Raw genomic sequence first — 20,511 nt, forward strand, 5'->3', positions numbered from 1 at the left:
AAGAACCGGAAGGAAACACGAAGATGCGTTACCTGAGCATCGGCGCCGCCGCGGTCGCCGCCACCATGCTGCTGGGGGCCTGCTCCAGCGGCACGCCCGAGACCACCACGACTGCCGAGTCCACCGCCTCGGCCACCTCCGAGGCACCAATCGACGCCTCGGGCATCGAGCTGACGATCTGGACCGATGAGAATCGCAAGCCCGCGATCGAGGACGCCGCGAAGGTGTTCGAGGAGGAGACCGGCGCGACGGTCACCCTCGTCCAGAAGAACTTCGAGGACATCCGCAACGACTTCATCAACCAGGTGCCGACCGGCGAGGGCCCGGACCTGACCATCGGCGCGCACGACTGGGTCGGTTCGCTCGTCCAGGCCGGTGTCATCTCCACGATCGACCTCGGCGACAAGGCCTCCTCCTTCGAGCCCGTCTCGATCGACGCCTTCACCTACGACTCCCAGCTGTACGCCATGCCGTACTCCCTGGAGACCATCGCCCTGATCCAGAACACCGACCTGGTCGGCGAGGACGCCCCCGCCACGTGGGACGACATGATCGCCGCGGCGAAGGAGGCAGGCGTCGATCGCCCCGTCGTGATCAACACCGCGGGCCAGACCGGTGACGCGTACACCATGTACGGCTTCCAGACCTCCTTCGGCGCCCCCGTCTTCGTGCAGGACGAGACCGGCTTCACCACCGAGGTGGGCATGGGCGGCGAGGCTGGCACCAAGTTCGCCAAGTGGCTCAGCGCCAACGGTGAGGAGGGCACCGGCTACATCTCCACCACGATCGACTACGACACCAACAACGAGCTGTTCGCGTCCGGCAAGGCCGCCTACACCGTCCAGGGTCCGTGGGCCATCGAGGCGCTGACCGCCAAGGGCGTCAACGTCAAGGTCAACCCCATCCCGTCGGCCGGTGGCGAGACCGCCTCCCCGTTCGTCGGTGTGCAGGGCTTCTACCTGAGCTCCGAGTCCAAGAACGCCCTGGTCGCGCAGGAGTTCCTGACCAACTACCTCGCCACCGATGAGGCTCAGAAGGCCCTCTACGAGGCCGACCCGCGCATCCCCGCCTGGAGCACGCTGGCCGAGGAGGTCTCCTCCGACGCCAACATCGCCGGCTTCGTCGCCTCCTCGAAGAACGGCGTCCCGATGCCGAACATCCCCGAGATGGCATCGGTCTGGGACCTCTGGAACGCCGCTCAGGTGCAGATCATCAAGGGTGCAGACGCTGAGTCGACCTGGACGAAGATGGTCTCCGACCTCGAAGCTTCCATCGGCTGATTCACCCCTCAGTGGGGGCGGGCTCATCGGCCCGCCCCCGCTGGCCGGTTCAGCTCACGAAAGGGGAAGGTGGACACCATGTCGGAGGCCCACGAAGAAAAGACGACCACGGGGTATAGCCGCCGTGGTTGGAACGGCTGGGGATTCCTGGTCAAGCTGCTGATCATGGCCGTCGTCAACGCGGTCGGCCTGATGGGCATCCTGTCCGCGTTCAACGCGGGCAGCTGGGTGATCCTCGGCTTCGCGGTGGTGCTGCTCGCGGCCGCCGACTACGTGTACTTCAGCAGGCGCGCGCTGCCGCTGAAATACCTCCTGCCCGGCCTCGCATTCATGCTGATGTTCCAGGTGTTCATCTTCGGCTACACCGGCTACATCGCGTTCACCAACTACGGCGCGGGTCACGTCGGGTCGCAGCAGCTGGCCGTCAACGCCGCGCTGCAGCAGGGTGAACGCCGGGTCGAGAACTCCCCCACCGTTCCGCTGTCCGTCGTTCAGAAGGGCGACGAGTTGGGCTTTGCCATCGTGCAGGACGGCGAGGTCCTCGTCGGCACCGCGGACGAGCCGCTTGAGGTCGTCGGCACCTCCGCCGACGGCAAGGCACCCACCGAGGTCGACGGCTGGGAGGTCATCGGTCGCCGAGACCTGCTGAGCAGCCAGGACCTGCAGACACAGGTCGTCAACCTTCGCGTCCCCATCTCCGACGACGCCACCGACGGGTCCATCCGCACCCGCGACGGCTCCACCGGGTCGATCTACCAGTCCTCGATGGAATGGGACCCGGACGCGCAGACCATCACCGACACCGAGAACGGCATCGTCTACCGGGCCACCGACCAGGGCACCTTCACCGCCGACGACGGCACCTCGCTGACCACTGGCTGGATCGTCAACGTCGGCTTCGACAACTTCATGCGCCTGTTCACCGACCCGACGATCGTCTCGCCGCTGGCGATGGTCGCGCTGTGGACCGTGGTCTGGGCCATCTTGTCGGTGCTGGTGCCGTTCGGGATCGGGCTGTTGATGGCGTTCGTCTACAACGACGAGCGCATCCGCGGTCGCAGGATCCTCCGCACGCTCTTCATCCTCCCCTACGCGTTCCCGGCGTTCATGTCGGCGCTCCTCTACCGCGGCATGTTCAACGCGGAGTTCGGCGTCATCAACGAGCTGTTCTTCGGCGGCGCGAACATCGACTGGCTGGGCAACCCATGGTTGGCCAGGTTGGCGGTTCTGTTCGTCAACGTGTGGCTGACCTACCCGTACTACTTCCTCGTGTGCACCGGGGCGCTGCAGTCGCTGCCTGCGTCGACGCTGGAGGCCGCGGCCCTCGACGGCGCCAACAGGTACAGGCAGATGACCTCGATCATCCTGCCGCTGGTGCTCGTGGCCACCGCGCCGCTGCTGATCTCGTCCTTCGCCTTCAGCTTCAACAACTTCACCGTGATCTTCATGTTCAACGACGGCGGGCCCGCCATCCCCGGCGCCCCGTACGCCCTCGGCGCCACCGACATCCTGATCTCTGCGATCTGGGACATCTCGGGCGTCAACCGGGGTGTGGCCGACTACGGCCTGGCCAGCGCCCTGTCTGTCATCGTGTTCGTCATCGTCGGAGCAATCTCCGCGATCGCGTTCCGCCAGACCAAGAAGCTCGAGGAGTTCGCCTGATGTCCGCTGACACTCTCCCCGAATCCCGCACCTCGGCCCGCCGCAAGCGCTGGTTCCTCGAGGTCGGCTGGAAGTACATCTTCGCGGTGTTCATCCTGTTCTACGCGGTGTTCCCGCTCATCTACATCGTGTCGGCGTCGCTGAACCCGCACGGCTCGCTGGCCGCCAGCAACTCGCTGTTCACGGTCTTCTCACTGGACAACTTCAAGGCCCTCGGCGAGACGTCCTACTGGACCTGGTACGCCAACACTCTGATCATCGGTGGGTCTGCCGCCATCGGCACGGTGCTGATGGGTGCCTGCGCGGCGTACGCGTTCTCGCGCTTCCGCTTCAGCGGTCGGCGCGTCGGCCTGACGACGCTGCTCATCGTTCAGATGTTCCCGCAGGCGCTCGCGTTCGTCGCGATCTTCCTGATGCTGCTCGCCATCGGCGAGGTGTTCCCCGTCCTCGGGCTGAACTCCAAGCTCTCGCTGATCTGCGTCTACCTCGGTGGCGCGCTCGGCGTGAACACGTTCCTGATGTACGGCTTCTTCAACACCATCCCGATCGAGATCGACGAGTCCGCCAAGATCGACGGCGCCTCACACGCCCAGATCTTCTGGCGGCTGATCATGCCCCTGGTTACCCCGATCCTCGCTGTCGTCGCCCTGCTGGCCTTCATCTCCAGCTTCGGCGACTACATCGTCAGCAAGATCATCCTCGTGTCGGAGGACAACTGGACGCTCGCCGTCGGCATGTACCAGTGGGTCTCCAACCAGCTGACGTCGCGCTGGGGCCTGTTCGCCGCCGGCGCCCTACTGGCCGCCGTCCCGGTCCTCGTGCTGTTCCTGACGCTGCAGCGCTACATCGTCGGCGGCCTGACCGCCGGCTCCGTCAAGGGCTGATCGCCAGCTCCGTCGAGGCCTGACCGCACGGTCGCAGCCGCAAGCCGCCGATCCCCGCCCAGGGGGTCGGCGGTTCTGCGTTCCAGGCGGACGACCTTGTCGTCGGCTCGTTGAGCTTGTCGAATCGCCCTGAGCGCAGCGAAGGGTCCCACCCAAGCCACGTTTCGTCAGCGCTGGCGCGCTTCCTCAACGCCCTTGGACAAGCTCAGGGAACCGGATGGGCGCCCCGTCGGTCGACGCCACCCTTACGTGCAGACGCCACCCTTACGTGCAGACGCCACCCTTCTCGACACTTGCCACCCCCATGGCGGTGGCAAGTGCGAACAAGGGTGGCGTCCGTCGGTAAGGGTGGCGTCCGTCGGTAAGGGTGGCGCGGGATCAGCCGAGGACGGGGCGGACGTGGAGGCCGACCTCCGGGTCCACCAGGGGCTCCTGGGCTGCGGCGATGCCGGCCACGACCAGCTCCGCGTCGACCGGGACCGAGCGCTTCACCAGCGCCAACGCGATGGGGCCGAGCTCGTGGTGCCGGGCCGACGAGCCGACGAAGCCCACCTGCCGGCCGTCGAGTTCCAGCGGAGCGCCGACCGCCGGCAGCTCCGACATGGAGCCGTCGAGGTGCAGCTGCACCAGCCGACGGGGAGGCCTGCCCAGCGTGTGGACGCGGGCGACGGTCTCCTGGCCGCGGTAGCAGCCCTTCGACAGGTGTGTTCCGACGAGCCCGATCTCGTTCGGGATCGTCCGGTGGTCCGTGTCGACGAAGACGCGCGGCACGCCCGCGGCGATGCGCATCGCCTCGAACGCCCACAGTCCGACCGTGTCCGGCAGCTCGACACCGACCGGCAGAAATGCCTCGACGCCGCCGAGGTCGCTGTCGCGCACCCGCCACGCGGGGTCCAGCGCGACCTGGTGCCCGGCCCACACGACGTGCAGGTCCTCGCGACGGCGCACCTCTACGCGCATGGCGAAACGCATCGAGTCGAGGAACGCGGACAGCGCGTCGCCGTGGCCTGGCTCGGTCCACGCCAGGAAGCTCGTGCCGTCGTCGGTGCCGTAGAGCACGTGCTCGACGTGGCCCGTGGGGCTGAGGATCAGCGCGGTCGTCGCCTCGCCGACGGGCAGCGACTCGAGGTGCTGCGTCGTCAGGGCGTGCAGGAAGGCCAGCCGGTCGGCGCCCGATACCTCGACGACCTCGCGGTTGCGCAGGTCGACTACCCCTCCCCCGGAGGTCAGCAGCCGGGCCTCGGCGACGGGGTTGCCGAAGTGCCAGGCCAGCCCCGCGTCGATGCCGTCCTCGATGCCGACGCGCATCAGACCCGCTTCAGCTGCGCCCACATGTGCGGCCGCAGCTCGTGCTCGGTGGTGGCGCGGTCGAGCGCGTACATCAGCTGGCCGTCGACCTTGCCGTACAGGCGCTGCCCGGCGGAGTGGGTGACGTCGGCGTGCTCGGTGCGCACGACGGCGTCGCTGAGCAGGTCGATGCGGGTCACCTGGATCTTGCCGACGAGGACCTCGGTCCAGCCGTGCGCGTTCGCCAGCACGACCTCGACGGACGCGTCGGCGCGGGGACGCCAGAAGCCGGACTCCATGCCCAGCGGCTCGCCGTCCGCTTCGTCGTCGGCGCCGAGCTTGAACGACTGGGCGGCATAGAACAGGTAGTCGCCCCCGTTGTGGCTGAACTCGATGCGCTGCTCGAACTGGAACTCGTTGCCCTCGTGGTCGGTGCCTTTACCGGTGCCTTCCCAGCGGCCGACCAGCCAGCCGAGCGCGGTCAGCTTGGGGTTCAGGCCCTCGGGGACCTCGATGTCGATGTTCACTTCTCGTCTTCTCCTCTGAGCTGGCGGCGCAGGCCGAACAGGACGAACCCGAGGATCAGCAGCGCAAATGCGCTCGAGATCCCCGCGGCGATGATCAGTACCCACACCAGGACAGCGTCCATAGGTGACAAGTATATGGACCCCGACCGGTTCCGGCTCAGGCCCAGTTCTCGGTGTCGATCGTGATGGTGATGGGTCCGTCGTTGACTGATGCCACCTGCATGTGGGCGCCGAAGCGCCCCCGCAGCACCGTCGCGCCGAGCGCCTCCAGCTGCGTACAGAGCTCCTCGACCAGCGGCTCGGACACCGGTCCCGGCGCCGCGGCGCTCCAGCCCGGGCGACGGCCCTTTCTGGTCGACGCGTAGAGAGTGAACTGGCTGACGACGAGGATCGGCGCGTCGACGTCACTGGCGGAGAGCTCGTCGTCGAGGATCCGCAGGCCCCAGATCTTGCGCGCCAGCGCGGCGGCCTGCGCGACGGTGTCGTCGTGGCCCACGCCGGCGAGCACCAGCAGCCCCGGCCGGGGCAGTTCGGCGATGATCTCGTCCTCGACGGTGACGGAGGCGGACGAGACGCGGGTACAGACGATGCGCATGCGGGTCATTGTTGCGCGTCTGCGAGGCGGCGCGCGCTCAGGCAGGGGCGAGGAACTCCAGCGCGCTGATGGACACCGCGTCGGATAGGTCGGAGTCGTCGCCGGGCTCCGTGACGCCGAGTACGTCCATCGCGATGCTGGTCGTCTCCGTCTCCGGGAATCGGACCTCCTGGGCGTCGCGGTCGTTGGGCGCGAGCCCCTGGTCGAAGAACGAGCCGTCGTCGAAGGTCCAGCGGATCGCCGTGATACGCCGCTCGGCGGCGTAGCGGTCCGTCCAGGCTGTGTTGCCGTTGACGACCCGCAGCGCGGCGAGCGTGACCGGCTCGTCGAACTCGAACACGGCCGTCTCGCCGATGCCCTCCCCCCTGCACCGCCAGATGCTGGTGTCGGACTGGTCGATGAGTGCGGCGGGCGCATCGTCCGCCTGACTCTTGCTGCACTTGCCTTCGGCGCTGTCTGGCGTGACGGTCTTCACGACCCCGGTGTAGGGCGTGTACTGCCCGTCGTCGACGGAGTTCGCGGGCTCGAGCGGGGACGAGGAGATCACGTCTGCGCTGCCGGTGGTGCTGGAGTCCGAGCGGATGAGGACCAGCCGTCCGCCGAAGAACCCGGCGACGACGGCGATGGCGAGCATCAGGACAAGCAGCCGGGGCTCAACGCCGGGGCGTGCGTCGACCGCGATCGACTTCCGGACTGCCTCGTCCGGCACCTGGAGCGCCATGGCGCAATGCTACAAGCCCGGTTCCCAGCGTGAACGACTGATCCACACGCCATGTCGTTGGGCGATACGATGAGGGCCGATCCACAGTCAGGTAGAAGGAGGGAAGTCGGCTTGAGCGCTGTTCTCTTTGTCTCCGCGAGCGAACCGCCGGACGAGTTGCGCCTCCTCTCGCATCAGGTGAACCAGGCGGCATCCGCCTCGAAGGCGCTCCTCGAAGCCGAGAATGCCGACGTCGTCGTCGTCGATGCCCGCACTGACCTCGCCGGAGCCCGTTCCACGTGCCAGACGCTGTCCCGCGGCGGCAACACACCGATCCTGCTGCTGGTGGCTGTCTCGGGGCTTGCCGTGCTGTCCCCCGAATGGGGTTTCACCGACTTCATGGCCGTCGGAGCGGAGCCCGCCGAGCTCGACGCACGCCTGAGGATCCTCGCCCGCGCCGCCGTCGACCCCGACGTGCTTGTCATCGGGCCGATCCGCGTCGACGGGGCCGCGTACTCCGCGAGCCTCGATGGCGCGCCTCTCGATCTGACGTACACCGAGTTCGAGCTGCTGCGCTACCTCATGCAGCATCCTGGGAGGGTGTTGTCACGCGAAACCCTCGTCAGCCAGGTATGGGGATACGACTACTACGGCGGCACGCGGACCGTCGACGTGCACGTCAGACGCCTACGGGCGAAACTCGGCCAGTACGACCACTACATCGGCACCGTCCGCAACGTCGGGTACCGCTTCGCGAGCGCCCGGGAGGTCAACCGTGCTGGTTAACATGTCGCCGTTGAGCCCGACGATGCGCGACACCCTGCGAGCACTCGTCGCCGCGATCGCGGAGCACGACGGTGTGCAGCCCATCAACGAGTCGGCTTCGCTGGGCATCGACGGGCTGCGGGAGGCCGACTTCTTCTTCATGGGTCGCCGCGACGACCCGTTCGGCTTCGTCATCTGCGACGTCCGTGACGAGACCCTGCTGATCGGCGTGCACCCGGCCCACCGCCGTGAGGGTTTCGGCACTGAGCTGCTGCTGCAGGCGCTGGCGTCCTATCCCGCGTACTCGGCCTGGGCCTTCGGCACGCTGCCGGGTGCCGAGGAACTCGCCCGGCACGTCGGCATGGAGCCGGCACGGCTGCTGTACCGGATGGAGCGGGCGCTCCCCGCCGTCGACGGCACGCCCCTGGTCGTCGACGGCTACACCGTCGACACCTTCCGTCCCGAGGACCGCGAGCAGATCGTCGGCGTCAACGGCGCTGCCTTCGCTCACCACCCGGAGCAGGGCAGGCTGACGGTCGAGGAGTTCGACCAACTCGCCTCCCAGGACTGGTTCGACCCCTCGGGCCTGTTCGTCGCGCGGCGCGACGGCGAGGTCGCCGGGTTCCACTGGACGAAGCGTCACGGCGACGGCCTCGGCGAGGTCTACGTCATCGCCGTCGGCCCCCGCCACGAGGGCAGGGGACTCGGCCGGGTGCTGTTGGAGCGCGGCCTACAATGGCTCGCTGAGCAGGGCGACGACCGTGTCCAGCTCTACGTTGAAGGCTCTGAGGAGCGGGTCGTGCGGATCTACCGCAATGCGGGCTTCCTCACCAAGCAGGTCGACACCAGTTACCGCACGCGAGGAGTGTAAGTCTGTGACGGAGATCACGCAGCCTGATGAGGCCGTGCTGCCCACCGACCGCTACCTCGACCGCGAACAGAGCTGGCTCGACTTCAACAACCGGGTGCTCGACCTGGCGAAGGACGCGGGGCGCATCCCCCTGATCGAGCGCGCCAAGTTCCTCGCGATCTTCTCCTCCAACCTCGACGAGTTCTTCATGGTCCGCGTCGCCGGTCTGAAGCGCCGCATCGCCGCCGGCGTCGCCGTGCCGACGGTGACCGGCAAGATGCCCGGCGAGCTGCACGCCGAACTGCTCGAGAGCGTCCGCACTCTCGTCACCGAACAGTCGCGTGTCTTCCAGCAGGAGGTCCGCCCCGCGCTGGCCGCCGAGGGCATCGAGATCCTCGCCTGGGACCAGCTGACGGCGGCGGAGAAGGACCGCATGCGCGCCCTGTTCGCGGAGCGGATCTTCCCGGTGCTGACGCCCCTGGCCGTCGACCCGTCGCACCCGTTCCCCTACATCTCCGGCCTGTCGATCTCGCTGGCCATCCTGCTGCGCAACCCCGCGACCGGTGCCCGTCAGTTCGCGCGCGTCAAGGTACCCTCCATCCTCGCCCGTTTCGTGAGGCTGGCCGAGGGCCGGTACCTGCCGCTGGAGGAGATCATCGCCCGGCACCTCGGGCAGCTGTTCACCGGCATGCAGGTGCTGGCGTCCACCACGTTCAGGGTCACGCGTAACGAGGACATCGAGGTGGAGGAGGATGACGCCGAGAACCTCCTCTTCGCTCTGGAGAAGGAGCTCCTGCGTCGCAAGGTCGGCCGCCCTCCTGTCCGTCTCGAGGTCGAGGAGGGCATCGACGACGAGATGCTCGCGATGCTCACCGCCGAGCTGGATGTCCGCGACGACGAGGTGTTCCGCATGCAGGGCCCGCTCGACCTCTCGGGCCTGTTCGCGCTGGCGGACTCGACGCGCGAGGACCTCAAGTACCCGAACTTCCTGCCGATCACACACCCGGACCTTGCCCAGGTCGAGTCCGCGCGACCCGCCGACATGTTCAAGGCCCTCAAGCTGCGCGACGTGCTGGTGCAGCACCCCTACGACTCCTTCGCGACCTCGGTGCAGCGGTTCATCGAGCAGGCGGCGGCCGACCCTTCGGTGCTCGCCATCAAGCAGACCCTGTACCGCACCTCGGGCGACTCCCCCATCGTCGACGCGCTCATCGAGGCCGCGCAGGCGGGCAAGCAGGTGCTGGCGATCGTCGAGATCAAGGCCAGGTTCGACGAGCAGAACAACATCGGCTGGGCGCGCAAGCTCGAGCAGTACGGCGTCCACGTCGTCTACGGCATGATCGGCCTGAAGACGCACTGCAAGCTGGCGATGGTGGTCCGCGAGGAGAGCGACGGGAACCTGCGCCGCTACGCGCACATCGGCACGGGCAACTACAACCCGAAGACGGCCCGCATGTACGAGGACATGGGGCTGCTCACGAGCAATCCCATCATCACCGACGACGTCGCCCGGCTGTTCAACCACCTGAGCGGCATGACCCAGGAGACCCACTACCGCCGGCTGCTCGTCGCACCGCACGGCATCCGCAACGGCCTGCTGAACTACATCGACGCCGAGATCGACAACCACCTCGCCGGCAGGCCCGCCGGAGTGAAGATCAAGGTCAACTCCATGGTCGACGAGGCCATCATCGACGGGCTCTACCGCGCCTCGCAGGCCGGTGTGCCCGTGGATGTCTGGGTCCGCGGCATCTGCACCATCCGGCCGGGAGTCCCCGGCCTCAGCGAGAACATCCGCGTCCGTTCGATCCTCGGGCGCTTCCTGGAGCACTCGCGCGTGTTCTGGTTCGCGGGCGGCGGCACGCCGATGGTGGGCATCGGGTCGGCCGACATGATGCACCGCAACCTCGACCGACGCGTCGAGGCGATCGTGTCTCTGAACAACCCGGCTCACATCCGCCAGATCGAGGACCTCTTCGAGCGGGCCTTCTCGGACGAGACGGTGCGCTGGGAGTTGCACGACTCCCAGTGGAGTGCCCACACCGTGCGCGACGACGGCGAACCGCTGACGGATCTCCAGGAGTGGTTGATCCACCAGGCCTCAGCCAGGCGAGCCAGCCGATGAGCCGGCGGCCCAGGATCCGCGCCGCCGGCGCCGTCGTGCTGCGCGGCGACGGCGACGACACCGAGGTGCTCATCATCCACCGGCCGCGCTACGACGACTGGTCTCTCCCGAAGGGCAAGGGCAAGGTCGACGAGCTTCCCCCGCAGACCGCGGTGCGCGAGGTTCTCGAGGAGACCGCCACCACCGTCCGGCTGGGCCTGCGGCTACCCACGATCAGGTACCACCTGTCGAAGGGCGACAAGTCCGTCGAATACTGGCGCGCCGAGGAGGTCTCGGCCCAGGAGTTCACGCCGAACGCCGAGGTCGACAAGACCTGCTGGGTCGGCATCGACAAGGCCATGCGCCGCATCACGTACGCCGACGAGCGGCGCGTGCTGTCGGCGGCTCTCCTCAAGCCCCGCACGACCCCACTGATCCTCGTCCGGCACGCCAAGGCGATGCTCCGCAGGAACTGGTCGGGGCCCGATCAGGAACGGCGCCTCACCGGACGCGGCAGGCACCAGGCCGAGGAACTCGCCCAGCTGCTCGGCGCCTACGGCGTCACCGACCTGGTCTCCTCCTCGTCGACGCGCTGTGTGCAGACGCTCGCCCCCTACGGCCGCCAGCAGGGCATCGAGGTCCTCACCACCGACGTCCTGACGGAGGAGGAGGGCACCGTGCGCCCCAGCGAGGTCAGCGACTACGTGGCCGATCTCCTGCAGTCGATCACCCGCCCCACAGCAATCTGCGGCCACCGCCCGGTGCTGCCCGCCATGTTCGAGGGGCTCGACCTCCCGGCGCGCCCGATGGTCGTCGGCGAGGCCATCGTGCTGCACCGCGACGACGACGGGACCGTCGTCGAGGTCGAGGTCCACAAGCCGACTGCCTGACCAGGGCCACTTTCGGGCTGATGTGTGGAGCGGCTCGCAAAGGTCCGCAACCGTTCACCTTCCGTTCACCCGAGGCGAAGGGTTCGGTTACTTTGCGGTCCTAGCGTGCCGTGCGTGGATAACATCGCCAACACCGGTACCCGAGCCCGCACCGCCCTGCGCATCTCCGCAGCCCTCGGACTCTCCGCCGCGCTCTTCCTGAGCGCCTGCGCCGCCAACGAAGCGGCCGACCCCGCCAACCCCAGTTCCTCCACCCTGTCCGGCACGCTGTCCGGCAAGGGCGCCTCCTCCACCAAGGTCGCCCAGGAGACGTGGATCGCGGCCTTCCAGACCGCGAACACCGACGTGACGGTCAACTACTCCCCCGACGGCTCGGGCGCCGGGCGCGAGGCGTTCATGGCTGGCGGCGCTGACTTCGCCGGCTCCGACCGGGCCCTGAAGCCCGAGGAGAACACCGCCGGGGGCTTCGGCGGCTGCGCCGACACCTCCGCGGCCATCGACCTTCCCGTCTACATCTCCCCCATCGCGGTGATCTTCAACCTCGACGGCGTGGACTCGCTGAACCTCACCCCCGATGTCCTCGCCAGGATCTTCCACGGCGACATCACCAACTGGAGCGACGACGCGATCGCCGAGATCAACCCCGACGTGAAGCTGCCGGACCTGGTCATCACGGCCGTGCACCGCTCCGACGAGTCTGGCACCACCGAGAACTTCACCGACTACCTCGCGGCGACCGCCCCCGATGTCTGGACCGAGGAGGTCTCGAGCAGCTGGCCGGTCGACGGCGGCGAGGCCGCCAAGGGCACCTCCGGCGTCGTGGCGGCCGTGACCGGCGGCGCCGGCACCATCGGCTACGCCGACGCGTCGCAGGCCGGTTCCGCGACCATCGCGAAGGTCGGCCCCGACGGCGACTTCCAGGAGCCCACCGAGGAGGGCGCGGCGGCCGCCGTCGAGGCCTCCCCGCTCGAGGAGGGTCGCGCCGAGAACGACATCGCGATCACGATCGACCGCTCCGCCGCAGGCTACCCGCTGGTGCTGGTCTCCTACGCGATCGCCTGCGCCGAGTACAAGGACGCGACCCAGGGTGCCCTGGTGAAGGACTACCTGAGCTACATTGCGTCGGAGGAGGGACAGTCCGCGGCCGAGGCCTCCGCCGGATCCGCGCCGCTGTCCGCCTCGCTCCGCGAGAAGGTTCTCGCGGCGATCGACACCATCAAGTGACGACCGCCCTCGGGCCGCGGCGCTGAGGCGTCGCGGCCCGAGGACCGCCCTCAGAGACAACAGGAGAACCATGACCACGGACACCAGGGAGCCGGCCAGTCCGGCCGCCTCCTTCGGCGACCTGCAGCGCGACCCCCGCCGCTTCGGCGACAAGCTCTTCAAGGGCATCTCGACGGGTTCCGGCACCGGGATCCTCGTGATCCTCGCCGCGGTGGCGACGTTCCTCGTCGCGCTGGCGATGCCCGCCCTGCTCGCGAACGCCGAGGAGCTCCCCTACGGCCCGTTCTGGTCCTGGGTGCTGCCCTACGCGCTCGGCACGGTGTGGGTGGCCTTCCTGGCGATGCTGTTCGCGGTCCCCACCGCCATCGGCGTCGCCCTGTTCATCACCCACTACGCGCCCCGCCGCCTGGCTCAGGGACTCGGCTACATCATCGACCTGCTGGCCGCCGTGCCTTCGGTCGTCTTCGGCCTGTGGGGCATCAACGTGCTCGCTCCGCTCGTCCAACCGATCTACGCGTGGCTGAACGCGAACCTCGGCAGCACCCCCGTGCTGCGGATCTTCTTCGGCGGCCAGGTCTCCGGCACCGGGCGCACCATCCTGACGGCGGCCCTCGTGCTTGCGGTCATGGTGCTGCCGATCATCACCGCGGTGACCCGCGAGGTCTTCCTGCAGACCCCCCGGCTGCACGAGGAGGCCTCCCTCGCGCTGGGCGCGACCCGCTGGGAGATGATCCGTCAGGCCGTCCTGCCCTTCGGCATGCCCGGCATCGTGTCGGCGTGCATGCTCGGGCTCGGCCGCGCCCTGGGTGAGACGATGGCGGTTGCCATGGTGCTGTCCCCCGGGCCGGGGTTCAACCTCGAGCTGCTGACCTCCAACAACCCGAACTCGATCGCCGCGAACATCGCCCTGAAGTTCCCCGAGTCCTACGGGCTCGGCGTAAACCAGCTGATCGCCTCCGGCCTGATCCTCTTCATCATCACCCTGCTGGTGAACATGGGCGCCCGCGCCATCGTCGCCCGCCGCGCCGAGTTCTCGGGAGCAAACTGATGCACGCCACCGTCACCGAGTCCGCCGACTCCCGCAAGCGCAACATCCTGACCTCCGCCCAGCTGCCCCCCGCCACGACCCCGGCCCTGATCGTCACGGCCGTCGTGGCAGCCGCCGGCGTCCTGGCGTTGTTCGGCTCCGCCTCGGTGGGTGCCGTGATCGCGCTGGGCGCCGCGGTGTTCCTCGTAGCGTCCTACTCGCTGTCCGCCGCGGTGGAGGGCACCCGTAAGGCCAAGGACCGACTGGCCCGCAACATCGTCACCGGGCTGTTCCTGCTTGCTCTCGTGCCGCTCATCTCCGTCGTCTGGGGAACCATCAGCAAAGGCATGGCCCGCTTCGACGCCCTGTTCTTCAGTTCGTCGATGCGCAACGTCGTCGGCGAGGGAGGCGGGGCCGTCCATGCCATCTGGGGCACGCTGATCATCACCGGCCTGGCGACGCTGATCTCCGTGCCGATCGGCATCCTGACGGCCATCTATCTGGTGGAGTACGCAGGCAAGGCAAAGCTCGGACGGGCCATCCGCTTCTTCGTCGACGTCATGACGGGCATCCCGTCGATCGTCGCCGGTCTGTTTGCCTACACCGTCTTCTCGCTGTTCTTCGGGGCCGGCACCAACAACGGCATCTCGGGCGCCTGTGCCCTGGCGATCCTGATGATCCCGACCGTGGTCCGCTCGACCGAGGAGATGCTGCGACTGGTGCCCAACGAGCTGCGGGAGGCGTCGTACGCGCTGGGTGTGCCCAAGTTCCGGACCATCGGCCGCGTGGTGCTGCCCACCTCGATCGCCGGCATCGTGACCGGCGTCGTGCTCGGCATCGCCCGCATCATCGGCGAGACCGCCCCCCTGCTGGTCACCGCTGCGATCACGTCGTCGATGAACCTGAACCCCCTGGCCAACCCGATGGCGACGCTGCCGGTGTTCGTCTACTACGAGTACACGACGCCGGGCGCCGATCCGACCCCCTACATCGACCGCGCCTGGGCCGGCGCGCTCACCCTGATCATCATCGTCATGGGACTGAACCTGATCGGGCGACTCATCGCCTGGAAGTTCGCCCCCAAAGCCGGCCGCTGACAACAAGGAAACGCACACACATGTCCAAGCGCATCGAGATCCGCGACCTCAACATCTTCTACAGCAAGTTCCATGCCGTCAAGGACGTGAACATGGTGATCCAGCCCCGCTCCGTGACGGCCTTCATCGGCAGCTCGGGCTGCGGGAAGTCGACGGTGCTGCGGTCCCTGAACCGCATGCATGAGGTCATCCCCGGCGCCTACTGCACCGGAGAGGTTCTCCTCGACGGCGTGGACCTGTACGACAAGGCGGTCGACCCGGTGCGCGTCCGCCGCCAGGTCGGCATGGTGTTCCAGCGGCCGAACCCGTTCCCGACCATGAGCATCCGCGAGAACGTGCTGGCAGGCGCGAAGCTGAACAACGCCCGCCTCTCCCGCACCGAGGCCGACGAGCTGGTCGAGAAGTCGCTGATCGGCGCGAACCTGTGGAACGAGGTCAAGAACCGCCTCGACCGCCCGGGGTCCGGCCTGTCGGGTGGCCAGCAGCAGCGCCTGTGCATCGCCCGCGCCATCGCGGTCTCCCCCGACGTGCTGCTGATGGATGAGCCCTGCTCCGCCCTCGACCCCATCTCCACGCTGGCCATCGAGGACCTCATCAAGGAGCTCAAGGAGACCTACACCGTCGTCATCGTGACGCACAACATGCAGCAGGCGGCTCGTGTGTCGGACCAGACGGCGTTCTTCAACCTCAAGGAGCACGGGAAGCCGGGCGAGCTGATCGAGATCGGCCCCACGGAGAAGATCTTCCACAACCCCGACCAGCAGGCCACTGAGGACTACATCACCGGCCGCTTCGGCTGACCCGAGTCTCAGCCGCAGCTCAGCAGCCCGGCCTCCGCCTTCAGCGTGAGGATCCGGGCTGTTGACGTCTCCAGGCCCGCCCGGAAGTCGGCGTCGTCGTCGGCCTCGTCCAGCACGGCCGCGACCATGTCGCCCATCAGGCGCGGGTCTGCGTTGATGACGAGGTCGCCGCCGGCTGCCAGGAACCGGACGGCCCGCTCCCCCGGAGCCACGTCGCCGACGGCCTTGGCCGCTCCGAGGTCGTCGGCGATCACGACGCCGTCGTAGCCGAGCTTCCCGCGGAGCAGGTCGGTGATGACCGCCGACGAGAAGACGCCCTCGTTGTCGGGGTCGATCTTCTCGAAGATCGCCGACGAGATCATCACGGAGCTGACGCCCGCGTCGATGGCGGCCTCGAACGGCTCCAGCGCGACGGAGTCCTCGTCGATGTCGTCGTCGTGAGCGACGGCGTAGTCGGTGTTCTCGGTGACCTCGCCGAGCCCCGGGAAGTGCTTGGCCGAGGTCATGATCCCGCCGGCCCGCATGCCGTCGATGAAGGCTGTGACTGACTCGGAGACCTGTTCGGCATCCGCCCCGAAGTCGCGTTTGAGGCTGCCGATCGGGGCGTTGGTATCTCGCTTGGACTCGGGCACGACGTCGGCGACGGGCGCGAGGTTGTAGTCCACGCCGGCCTTCTTCAGCTGCTGGGCCCAGGACGTCGCCTGGGCGCGCAGGTCATCGACGGACCAGGTGCCCTGCTCGCGGGCGGTCGGGATCGTCGAGAAGCCGTCGCCCTGGAGCCGCTGCACGGTGCCGCCCTCCTGGTCGACCGCGATCATGATCGGCAGCCTCGCGGTGCCCTCCTTGGAGATGCTGGCCGTCAGGGTGCGGATCGCCGAGCTGCCGGAGGTCCGGTTGCTCAGCAGGATGACCGAGCCGATGTCGTAGTCGGCGATCGCCCTGCGCGTGGTCTCGTCCAGCTCGGCGCTGTCGAGGCCGATGATGAACAGCTGCCCCACCTGCTCCTCCAGGGACAGGTCCGCGGCCAGGGTGGCGCAGCTGTCAACCGTCGGCGACGGGGACGCCGTCGTTGACGGGGCCAAGGCGCTGGTCGTGGTCGCCGGGTCCGTAGCCGCGGCCGTCGCCGACGCCGTGCCGGCGGTCAGCGGAGCGGGTGCGCAGGCTGCCAGCGCCACGGCACCCAGGGCTGTCAGGGCCGTGGCGGCCCTCACTGGCCGATCTCCCCCGGCTTGCGGGCCAGGACGAGCTTCAACAGCGCGTTCTCGATGACCTCCGGCAGCGCGGGGTGGATCCAGTACTGGCCGCGCGCGAGCTCGTCGACGCGCTGCCCGAAGCTCATCGCCTGGATCAGGGGCTGGATGAGGGTGGACGCCTGGGGGCCGATGATGTGCGCGCCGACCAGGTGCATGGAGCGCGGGTCGGCGAGCAGCTTGACGAAGTGCTCCTCGTCCTCGAGCGCCCAGCCGTACGCGACGTCGGCGTAGCGCTGGCGGGCGACGATGTAGGGAGCTCCCCAGTTCCTGAGTTCCTGCTCCGTGACCCCCACCGACGCGATCTGCGGGTCGCCGAACACCGCCTGGGGCACGAACCGGTGGTCGGTGCCGCGCAGGTCGTCGGGGTGGAGGAGGTTGTGCTGGACCGTGCGGCCCTCAGCGTTGGCGACGTGTTTGAGGAGGTGGTCGCTGGAGACGTCGCCCAGGGCCCAGATGCCCTTCACGTTGGTGCGCTGCTGCGCGTCGACGCGGATCTGGCCGTCGGGGTTGTGGTCGACGCCGGCCGCGCGGAGGTTGAGAGCATCAGAGTTGCGGTCGCGGCCCACCGCGATCAGCAGTTGGTCGGCGAAGTACTCGTACTCGATGCCGTTGCGGTCCTTCGTGATGACAACCAGCGAGTCATCGTCGCTCTTCTCGACCGAGGAGAGCTCCTGGTTGAGTCGCACGTTGACCGGGCCGTGCGAGAGCTCCTGCAGGTACGCCTGCGCGATGTCGCGGTCGTGGTGGCGAAGCAGCACGTCGGTGCGGTTGATCAGCGTCACCTCGGAGCCGAGGCCCGAGAAGATGTGGGCGAACTCGGCGGCGATGTAGCCTCCGCCGACGATGACGAGGCGGCGTGGCAGCTCGTCGATGCGCATGATGGTGTCGGAGGTGTGCACACGGTCGGAGGCCTCCGCCAGGCCGGGCACGTCGAGGGTCCGGGGGCGCGAGCCGGTGGCGATGACGATGTTCGACGCGGAGATCCGCGTGTCGCCGACCTGCAGCGTCGAGGCGTCGACGAAGCTGGCCTCGCCGTGGAAGACCGTGACGTTCTGGCTGCGCTCGCGCCAGTCGAGACCGCCGGCGGAGATGGGGTCGATGCGGCCGAAGATCCGGTCGCGGATCGCCGGCCAGTCGGCCCCCTTGAACTCCAGCTGCACGCCGAGGCGGCGGGCCTCGGCGACGCTCGCGGCGAGGTCCGCGGGCAGTACGAACATCTTGGTGGGGATGCAGCCGCGGTTGAGGCAGGTGCCGCCGAACGTCTCGTCGCGCTCGATCAGGGCGACGTCCCAGTCGGCGAACCGTTCGTCGATGAGCGAGTTCCCGGTCCCGGAACCGATGACGGCGAGGTCGAAGTGCTGCATGCAGCCATTCTGTCACGTAGGGCCCGGGCGTTTCCGGAGGGCGTCAGGCGTTCCCCGCGGCGCCAGGCAGGCGCCCGTAGTCCTCGTCGGCAACCGGCTCCCCCAGGGGAAACCAGCAGCTCGAATCCTCCGTCGTCCATGAGCCGGTTCCAGCACGCCCCGGGTGACCGGTGGCCGACGCGCGTCCCGCCCCACTTTCCCGCACAACAATGCGTATGCCAGGTCCGCTGCAACATACGCACAGCAACCCCGAAATAGGCATCGTTGTGCGCGGCATCCGAGCCGACCCCGGTTCCCTGAGCTCGTCGAAGGGCCCTGAGCGACGGGAAGGGACTCACCCTCTCCCCCGGCTGGACCCCCTTCGCTTCGCGAAGGGCACCTCGGCCGACTCGGCGACCCAACCAGTCCCCCAGCCCCCGAAGCCCACCGGGCTCCCGGCCCAGACCCGCTGCCCCTCTTTCCCACACAACAATGCGTATGCCAGGTCCGCTGCAACATACGCACAGCGGCACCGGAATAGGCATCGTTGTGCGCGGCGACCGAGCCGACCCCGGTTCCCTGAGCTCGTCGAAGGGCCCTGAGCGAAGCGAAGGGACTCACCCTCTCCCCCGGCTGGACCCCCTTCGCTTCGCGAAGGGCACCTCGGCCGACTCGGCGACCCGACCAGTCCCCCGAAGCCCACCGGGCTCCCGGCCCCGACCCGCAGCCCCACTTTCCCGCACAACAATGCGTATGCCAGGTCCGCTGCAACATACGCACAGCGGCACCGGAATAGGCATCGTTGTGCGCGGGAACGGTCAAGTCCCGTGGTGTGGTGTCATTCCGTTGCTTCCTGTTGGTGGGTGATGGTCAGGCGGTGAGGTAGAGCTCGTGGTGGGCGGGTTCGGTGTGTTCGTGGAGGGTGTGGACGAGTTTGCGCATGGAGATGTCGGAGAAGTAGCGGCGTTCGCCGTAAGACCATTCCTCGTGCTGCTCCTGGAGGACGGCGCCGATGAGGCGGGTCACGGAGTCGCGGTCGGGGAAGATCTGGACGACGTCGGCGCGTCGTTTGATCTCCCGGTTGAGGCGCTCGATGGGGTTGTTCGACCAGACCTTTTGCCAGTGCTCGCGCGGCAGCGTCGCGAACCCGGTCAGGTCCGCTTCGGCGGCCTCGAGCATCGCGGTGACCTCGGGAAACGCGGAGCGGAGGCTGTCGGTGACGGCCTTGTATTGCGCGATCACGGTTTGGGTCGTGGTCTGCGCGAAGATCGTGGAGATCAGCGCGTTGACCGGTTTCGAGTGGGCCGATCCGAGGCGTTGAGTTACGTTGCGGGCGAAGTGGACCCGGCATCTCTGCCACCCCGCTCCGGGCAGGATCGCTTTCACTGCCGCTTTCAGTCCGGCGTGCGCGTCGCTGGTGACCAGGGTCACCCCGAGCGGGTCCGCATCGGTGGCGACCTTGAGGCCACGGTCGCGCAGCGAGCGGAGGAACTCGGTCCAGAAGTCGGTGGTCTCCGCGTCACCGAGCGCCATCCCGAGGATCTCGCGTCGGCCCTCACCAGAGACTCCGGTCGCGACGACCAGTGCTTGGGAGACGACCCGGCCGCGGTGGCGGACGTCGAGGTAGGTGGCGTCGAGGAACAGGTACGGGAACCAGGTGTGATCGAGTCTGCGGTGCAGGAACTCGTGGACTGCTTCGTCGATCTCGCCGCAGATCCGCGACACCGTCGAGCGGGAGATGCCGGTGTCGTTGCCGAGGGCCCGGATCAGGTGCTCGACCTTGCGGGTCGAGACCCCGTCGATCCAGGCCTGGCAGATCACCGCGTAGAGGGCCTTATCGACCCGCCGCCGCGGGTGCAACAGAGACGGGAAGAACGACCCTTCCCGCAGCTTCGGGATCTGCAGGTCGACCTCCCCGGCCGGGGTCGCGAGGACCTTCGGGCGCGTGCCGTTGCGGCGGGTGGTCCGTTCCGGGGTGCGCTCGTAACGGGCGGCGCCGATCTTCGCGGTCGCTTCCGCGTCGACAAGGTCTTGCAGGCCGGCCTGCAGCATCCGGCGGAACACGTCCTGATGCGCGAGGTCGGGATCGGCGAGAACTTCACCGATCAGGGTCGAAAGGGCAGACTGGTACTGGGTCATCGTGGGATCTCTGCTTTGCTTCTTGCCGGAAACAACTGGTCATCCCACGATGGCCCTTCAACGTCCACGACGACGAGAACCCCC

Annotated in this window: 19 protein-coding genes; 11 read left to right on the plus strand and 8 right to left on the minus strand. The window is 68.1% G+C overall.

The features are described 5' to 3' along the window. The first annotated feature begins 23 nt into the window (after positions 1–23). From KDB89_RS11510 to KDB89_RS11520, 3 genes are all read left to right on the plus strand, one after another. On the plus strand, positions 24–1,280 hold the full coding sequence (locus KDB89_RS11510; protein ID WP_219081171.1) for a sugar ABC transporter substrate-binding protein: 1,257 nt from the start codon (positions 24–26) through the stop codon (positions 1,278–1,280). Positions 1,281–1,358: 78 nt separating this feature from the next. Then, the gene (locus KDB89_RS11515) at positions 1,359–2,942 is read left to right on the plus strand and encodes an ABC transporter permease subunit (RefSeq protein ID WP_219081173.1); all 1,584 of its coding nucleotides are present in this window, start codon (positions 1,359–1,361) and stop codon (positions 2,940–2,942) included. Further along, on the plus strand, positions 2,942–3,826 hold the full coding sequence (locus KDB89_RS11520) for a sugar ABC transporter permease (protein WP_219081175.1): 885 nt from the start codon (positions 2,942–2,944) through the stop codon (positions 3,824–3,826). The genes KDB89_RS11515 and KDB89_RS11520 overlap by 1 nt, the downstream gene beginning before the upstream one ends. A 378-nt stretch (positions 3,827–4,204) precedes the next feature. Here the strand turns inward: KDB89_RS11520 and ygfZ are convergent, their stop codons facing one another. The 5 genes from ygfZ to KDB89_RS11540 are packed head-to-tail and all read right to left on the minus strand — an operon-like array spanning position 4,205 to position 6,956. After that, positions 4,205–5,134: a CAF17-like 4Fe-4S cluster assembly/insertion protein YgfZ gene (ygfZ, locus tag KDB89_RS11525; RefSeq protein WP_219081176.1), complete on the minus strand. Its 930-nt coding sequence runs from the start codon at positions 5,132–5,134 to the stop codon at positions 4,205–4,207. Beyond that, positions 5,134–5,640, minus strand: coding sequence for a heme-binding beta-barrel domain-containing protein (locus KDB89_RS11530; protein ID WP_219081178.1), 507 nt, complete (start codon positions 5,638–5,640; stop codon positions 5,134–5,136). Before KDB89_RS11530 ends, ygfZ begins: the two co-directional genes overlap by 1 nt. Then, entirely contained in the window at positions 5,637–5,762 is a 126-nt protein-coding gene (locus KDB89_RS14690) for a hypothetical protein (RefSeq protein ID WP_255555899.1), read from the minus strand. Before KDB89_RS14690 ends, KDB89_RS11530 begins: the two co-directional genes overlap by 4 nt. A 35-nt stretch (positions 5,763–5,797) precedes the next feature. Continuing rightward, positions 5,798–6,235: a D-aminoacyl-tRNA deacylase gene (gene dtd, locus KDB89_RS11535; protein ID WP_219081180.1), complete on the minus strand. Its 438-nt coding sequence runs from the start codon at positions 6,233–6,235 to the stop codon at positions 5,798–5,800. Positions 6,236–6,272: 37 nt separating this feature from the next. After that, complete coding sequence (locus KDB89_RS11540) at positions 6,273–6,956, minus strand: NADase-type glycan-binding domain-containing protein (protein WP_219081182.1); 684 nt, start codon at positions 6,954–6,956, stop codon at positions 6,273–6,275. 111 nt (positions 6,957–7,067) lie between these two features. Here KDB89_RS11540 and KDB89_RS11545 point away from each other — a divergent pair, with 111 nt between their 5' ends. The 8 genes from KDB89_RS11545 (at position 7,068) to pstB (ending at position 15,692) form a co-directional block, all read left to right on the plus strand. Further along, positions 7,068–7,721: a response regulator transcription factor gene (locus KDB89_RS11545; RefSeq protein ID WP_255555900.1), complete on the plus strand. Its 654-nt coding sequence runs from the start codon at positions 7,068–7,070 to the stop codon at positions 7,719–7,721. Between the two features lie 10 nt (positions 7,722–7,731). Next, the gene (gene mshD, locus KDB89_RS11550; RefSeq protein ID WP_219081186.1) at positions 7,732–8,571 is read left to right on the plus strand and encodes a mycothiol synthase; all 840 of its coding nucleotides are present in this window, start codon (positions 7,732–7,734) and stop codon (positions 8,569–8,571) included. Next, entirely contained in the window at positions 8,516–10,675 is a 2,160-nt protein-coding gene (locus tag KDB89_RS11555; RefSeq protein ID WP_219081188.1) for an RNA degradosome polyphosphate kinase, read from the plus strand. Before mshD ends, KDB89_RS11555 begins: the two co-directional genes overlap by 56 nt. After that, the gene (locus KDB89_RS11560; protein WP_219081189.1) at positions 10,672–11,544 is read left to right on the plus strand and encodes an NUDIX hydrolase; all 873 of its coding nucleotides are present in this window, start codon (positions 10,672–10,674) and stop codon (positions 11,542–11,544) included. The genes KDB89_RS11555 and KDB89_RS11560 overlap by 4 nt, the downstream gene beginning before the upstream one ends. A gap of 114 nt (positions 11,545–11,658) precedes the next feature. Beyond that, positions 11,659–12,768 (plus strand): phosphate ABC transporter substrate-binding protein PstS, encoded by a 1,110-nt coding sequence (gene pstS, locus KDB89_RS11565; RefSeq protein ID WP_255555902.1) that lies wholly within the window; start codon positions 11,659–11,661, stop codon positions 12,766–12,768. Between the two features lie 70 nt (positions 12,769–12,838). Beyond that, positions 12,839–13,816, plus strand: a complete 978-nt coding sequence (pstC, locus tag KDB89_RS11570) for a phosphate ABC transporter permease subunit PstC (protein WP_219081191.1) — start codon at positions 12,839–12,841, stop codon at positions 13,814–13,816. Further along, on the plus strand, positions 13,816–14,892 hold the full coding sequence (gene pstA / locus KDB89_RS11575) for a phosphate ABC transporter permease PstA (protein WP_219081194.1): 1,077 nt from the start codon (positions 13,816–13,818) through the stop codon (positions 14,890–14,892). Before pstC ends, pstA begins: the two co-directional genes overlap by 1 nt. A 20-nt stretch (positions 14,893–14,912) precedes the next feature. Beyond that, positions 14,913–15,692 (plus strand): phosphate ABC transporter ATP-binding protein PstB, encoded by a 780-nt coding sequence (gene pstB, locus KDB89_RS11580; RefSeq protein WP_219081196.1) that lies wholly within the window; start codon positions 14,913–14,915, stop codon positions 15,690–15,692. Positions 15,693–15,700: 8 nt separating this feature from the next. On the opposite strand, the gene KDB89_RS11585 is transcribed toward pstB, so the two are convergent. From KDB89_RS11585 to KDB89_RS11595, 3 genes are all read right to left on the minus strand, one after another. Then, positions 15,701–16,903 (minus strand): glycoside hydrolase family 3 N-terminal domain-containing protein, encoded by a 1,203-nt coding sequence (locus KDB89_RS11585; protein ID WP_219081198.1) that lies wholly within the window; start codon positions 16,901–16,903, stop codon positions 15,701–15,703. After that, positions 16,900–18,309: a mycothione reductase gene (locus tag KDB89_RS11590; RefSeq protein ID WP_219081200.1), complete on the minus strand. Its 1,410-nt coding sequence runs from the start codon at positions 18,307–18,309 to the stop codon at positions 16,900–16,902. Before KDB89_RS11590 ends, KDB89_RS11585 begins: the two co-directional genes overlap by 4 nt. An 849-nt stretch (positions 18,310–19,158) precedes the next feature. After that, complete coding sequence (locus KDB89_RS11595; RefSeq protein ID WP_219080107.1) at positions 19,159–20,427, minus strand: IS256 family transposase; 1,269 nt, start codon at positions 20,425–20,427, stop codon at positions 19,159–19,161. Positions 20,428–20,511: the final 84 nt, after the last annotated feature.

This window comes from Tessaracoccus palaemonis (genome assembly GCF_019316905.1).
GTDB lineage: Bacteria > Actinomycetota > Actinomycetes > Propionibacteriales > Propionibacteriaceae > Arachnia > Arachnia palaemonis.

What these genes read in the sequence shown, in the direction of transcription:
- KDB89_RS11510 (WP_219081171.1), top strand. Translation starts at nt 24, where the DNA reads ATGCGTTACCTGAGCATCGGCGCCGCCGCGGTCGCCGCCACCATGCTG.
- KDB89_RS11515 (WP_219081173.1), top strand. Translation starts at nt 1,359, where the DNA reads ATGTCGGAGGCCCACGAAGAAAAGACGACCACGGGGTATAGCCGCCGT.
- KDB89_RS11520 (WP_219081175.1), top strand. Translation starts at nt 2,942, where the DNA reads ATGTCCGCTGACACTCTCCCCGAATCCCGCACCTCGGCCCGCCGCAAG.
- ygfZ (WP_219081176.1), bottom strand. Translation starts at nt 5,134, where the DNA reads ATGCGCGTCGGCATCGAGGACGGCATCGACGCGGGGCTGGCCTGGCAC.
- KDB89_RS14690 (WP_255555899.1), bottom strand. Translation starts at nt 5,762, where the DNA reads ATGGACGCTGTCCTGGTGTGGGTACTGATCATCGCCGCGGGGATCTCG.
- dtd (WP_219081180.1), bottom strand. Translation starts at nt 6,235, where the DNA reads ATGCGCATCGTCTGTACCCGCGTCTCGTCCGCCTCCGTCACCGTCGAG.
- KDB89_RS11540 (WP_219081182.1), bottom strand. Translation starts at nt 6,956, where the DNA reads ATGGCGCTCCAGGTGCCGGACGAGGCAGTCCGGAAGTCGATCGCGGTC.
- KDB89_RS11555 (WP_219081188.1), top strand. Translation starts at nt 8,516, where the DNA reads ATGCGGGCTTCCTCACCAAGCAGGTCGACACCAGTTACCGCACGCGAG.
- KDB89_RS11560 (WP_219081189.1), top strand. Translation starts at nt 10,672, where the DNA reads ATGAGCCGGCGGCCCAGGATCCGCGCCGCCGGCGCCGTCGTGCTGCGC.
- pstC (WP_219081191.1), top strand. Translation starts at nt 12,839, where the DNA reads ATGACCACGGACACCAGGGAGCCGGCCAGTCCGGCCGCCTCCTTCGGC.
- pstA (WP_219081194.1), top strand. Translation starts at nt 13,816, where the DNA reads ATGCACGCCACCGTCACCGAGTCCGCCGACTCCCGCAAGCGCAACATC.
- pstB (WP_219081196.1), top strand. Translation starts at nt 14,913, where the DNA reads ATGTCCAAGCGCATCGAGATCCGCGACCTCAACATCTTCTACAGCAAG.
- KDB89_RS11590 (WP_219081200.1), bottom strand. Translation starts at nt 18,309, where the DNA reads ATGCAGCACTTCGACCTCGCCGTCATCGGTTCCGGGACCGGGAACTCG.
- KDB89_RS11595 (WP_219080107.1), bottom strand. Translation starts at nt 20,427, where the DNA reads ATGACCCAGTACCAGTCTGCCCTTTCGACCCTGATCGGTGAAGTTCTC.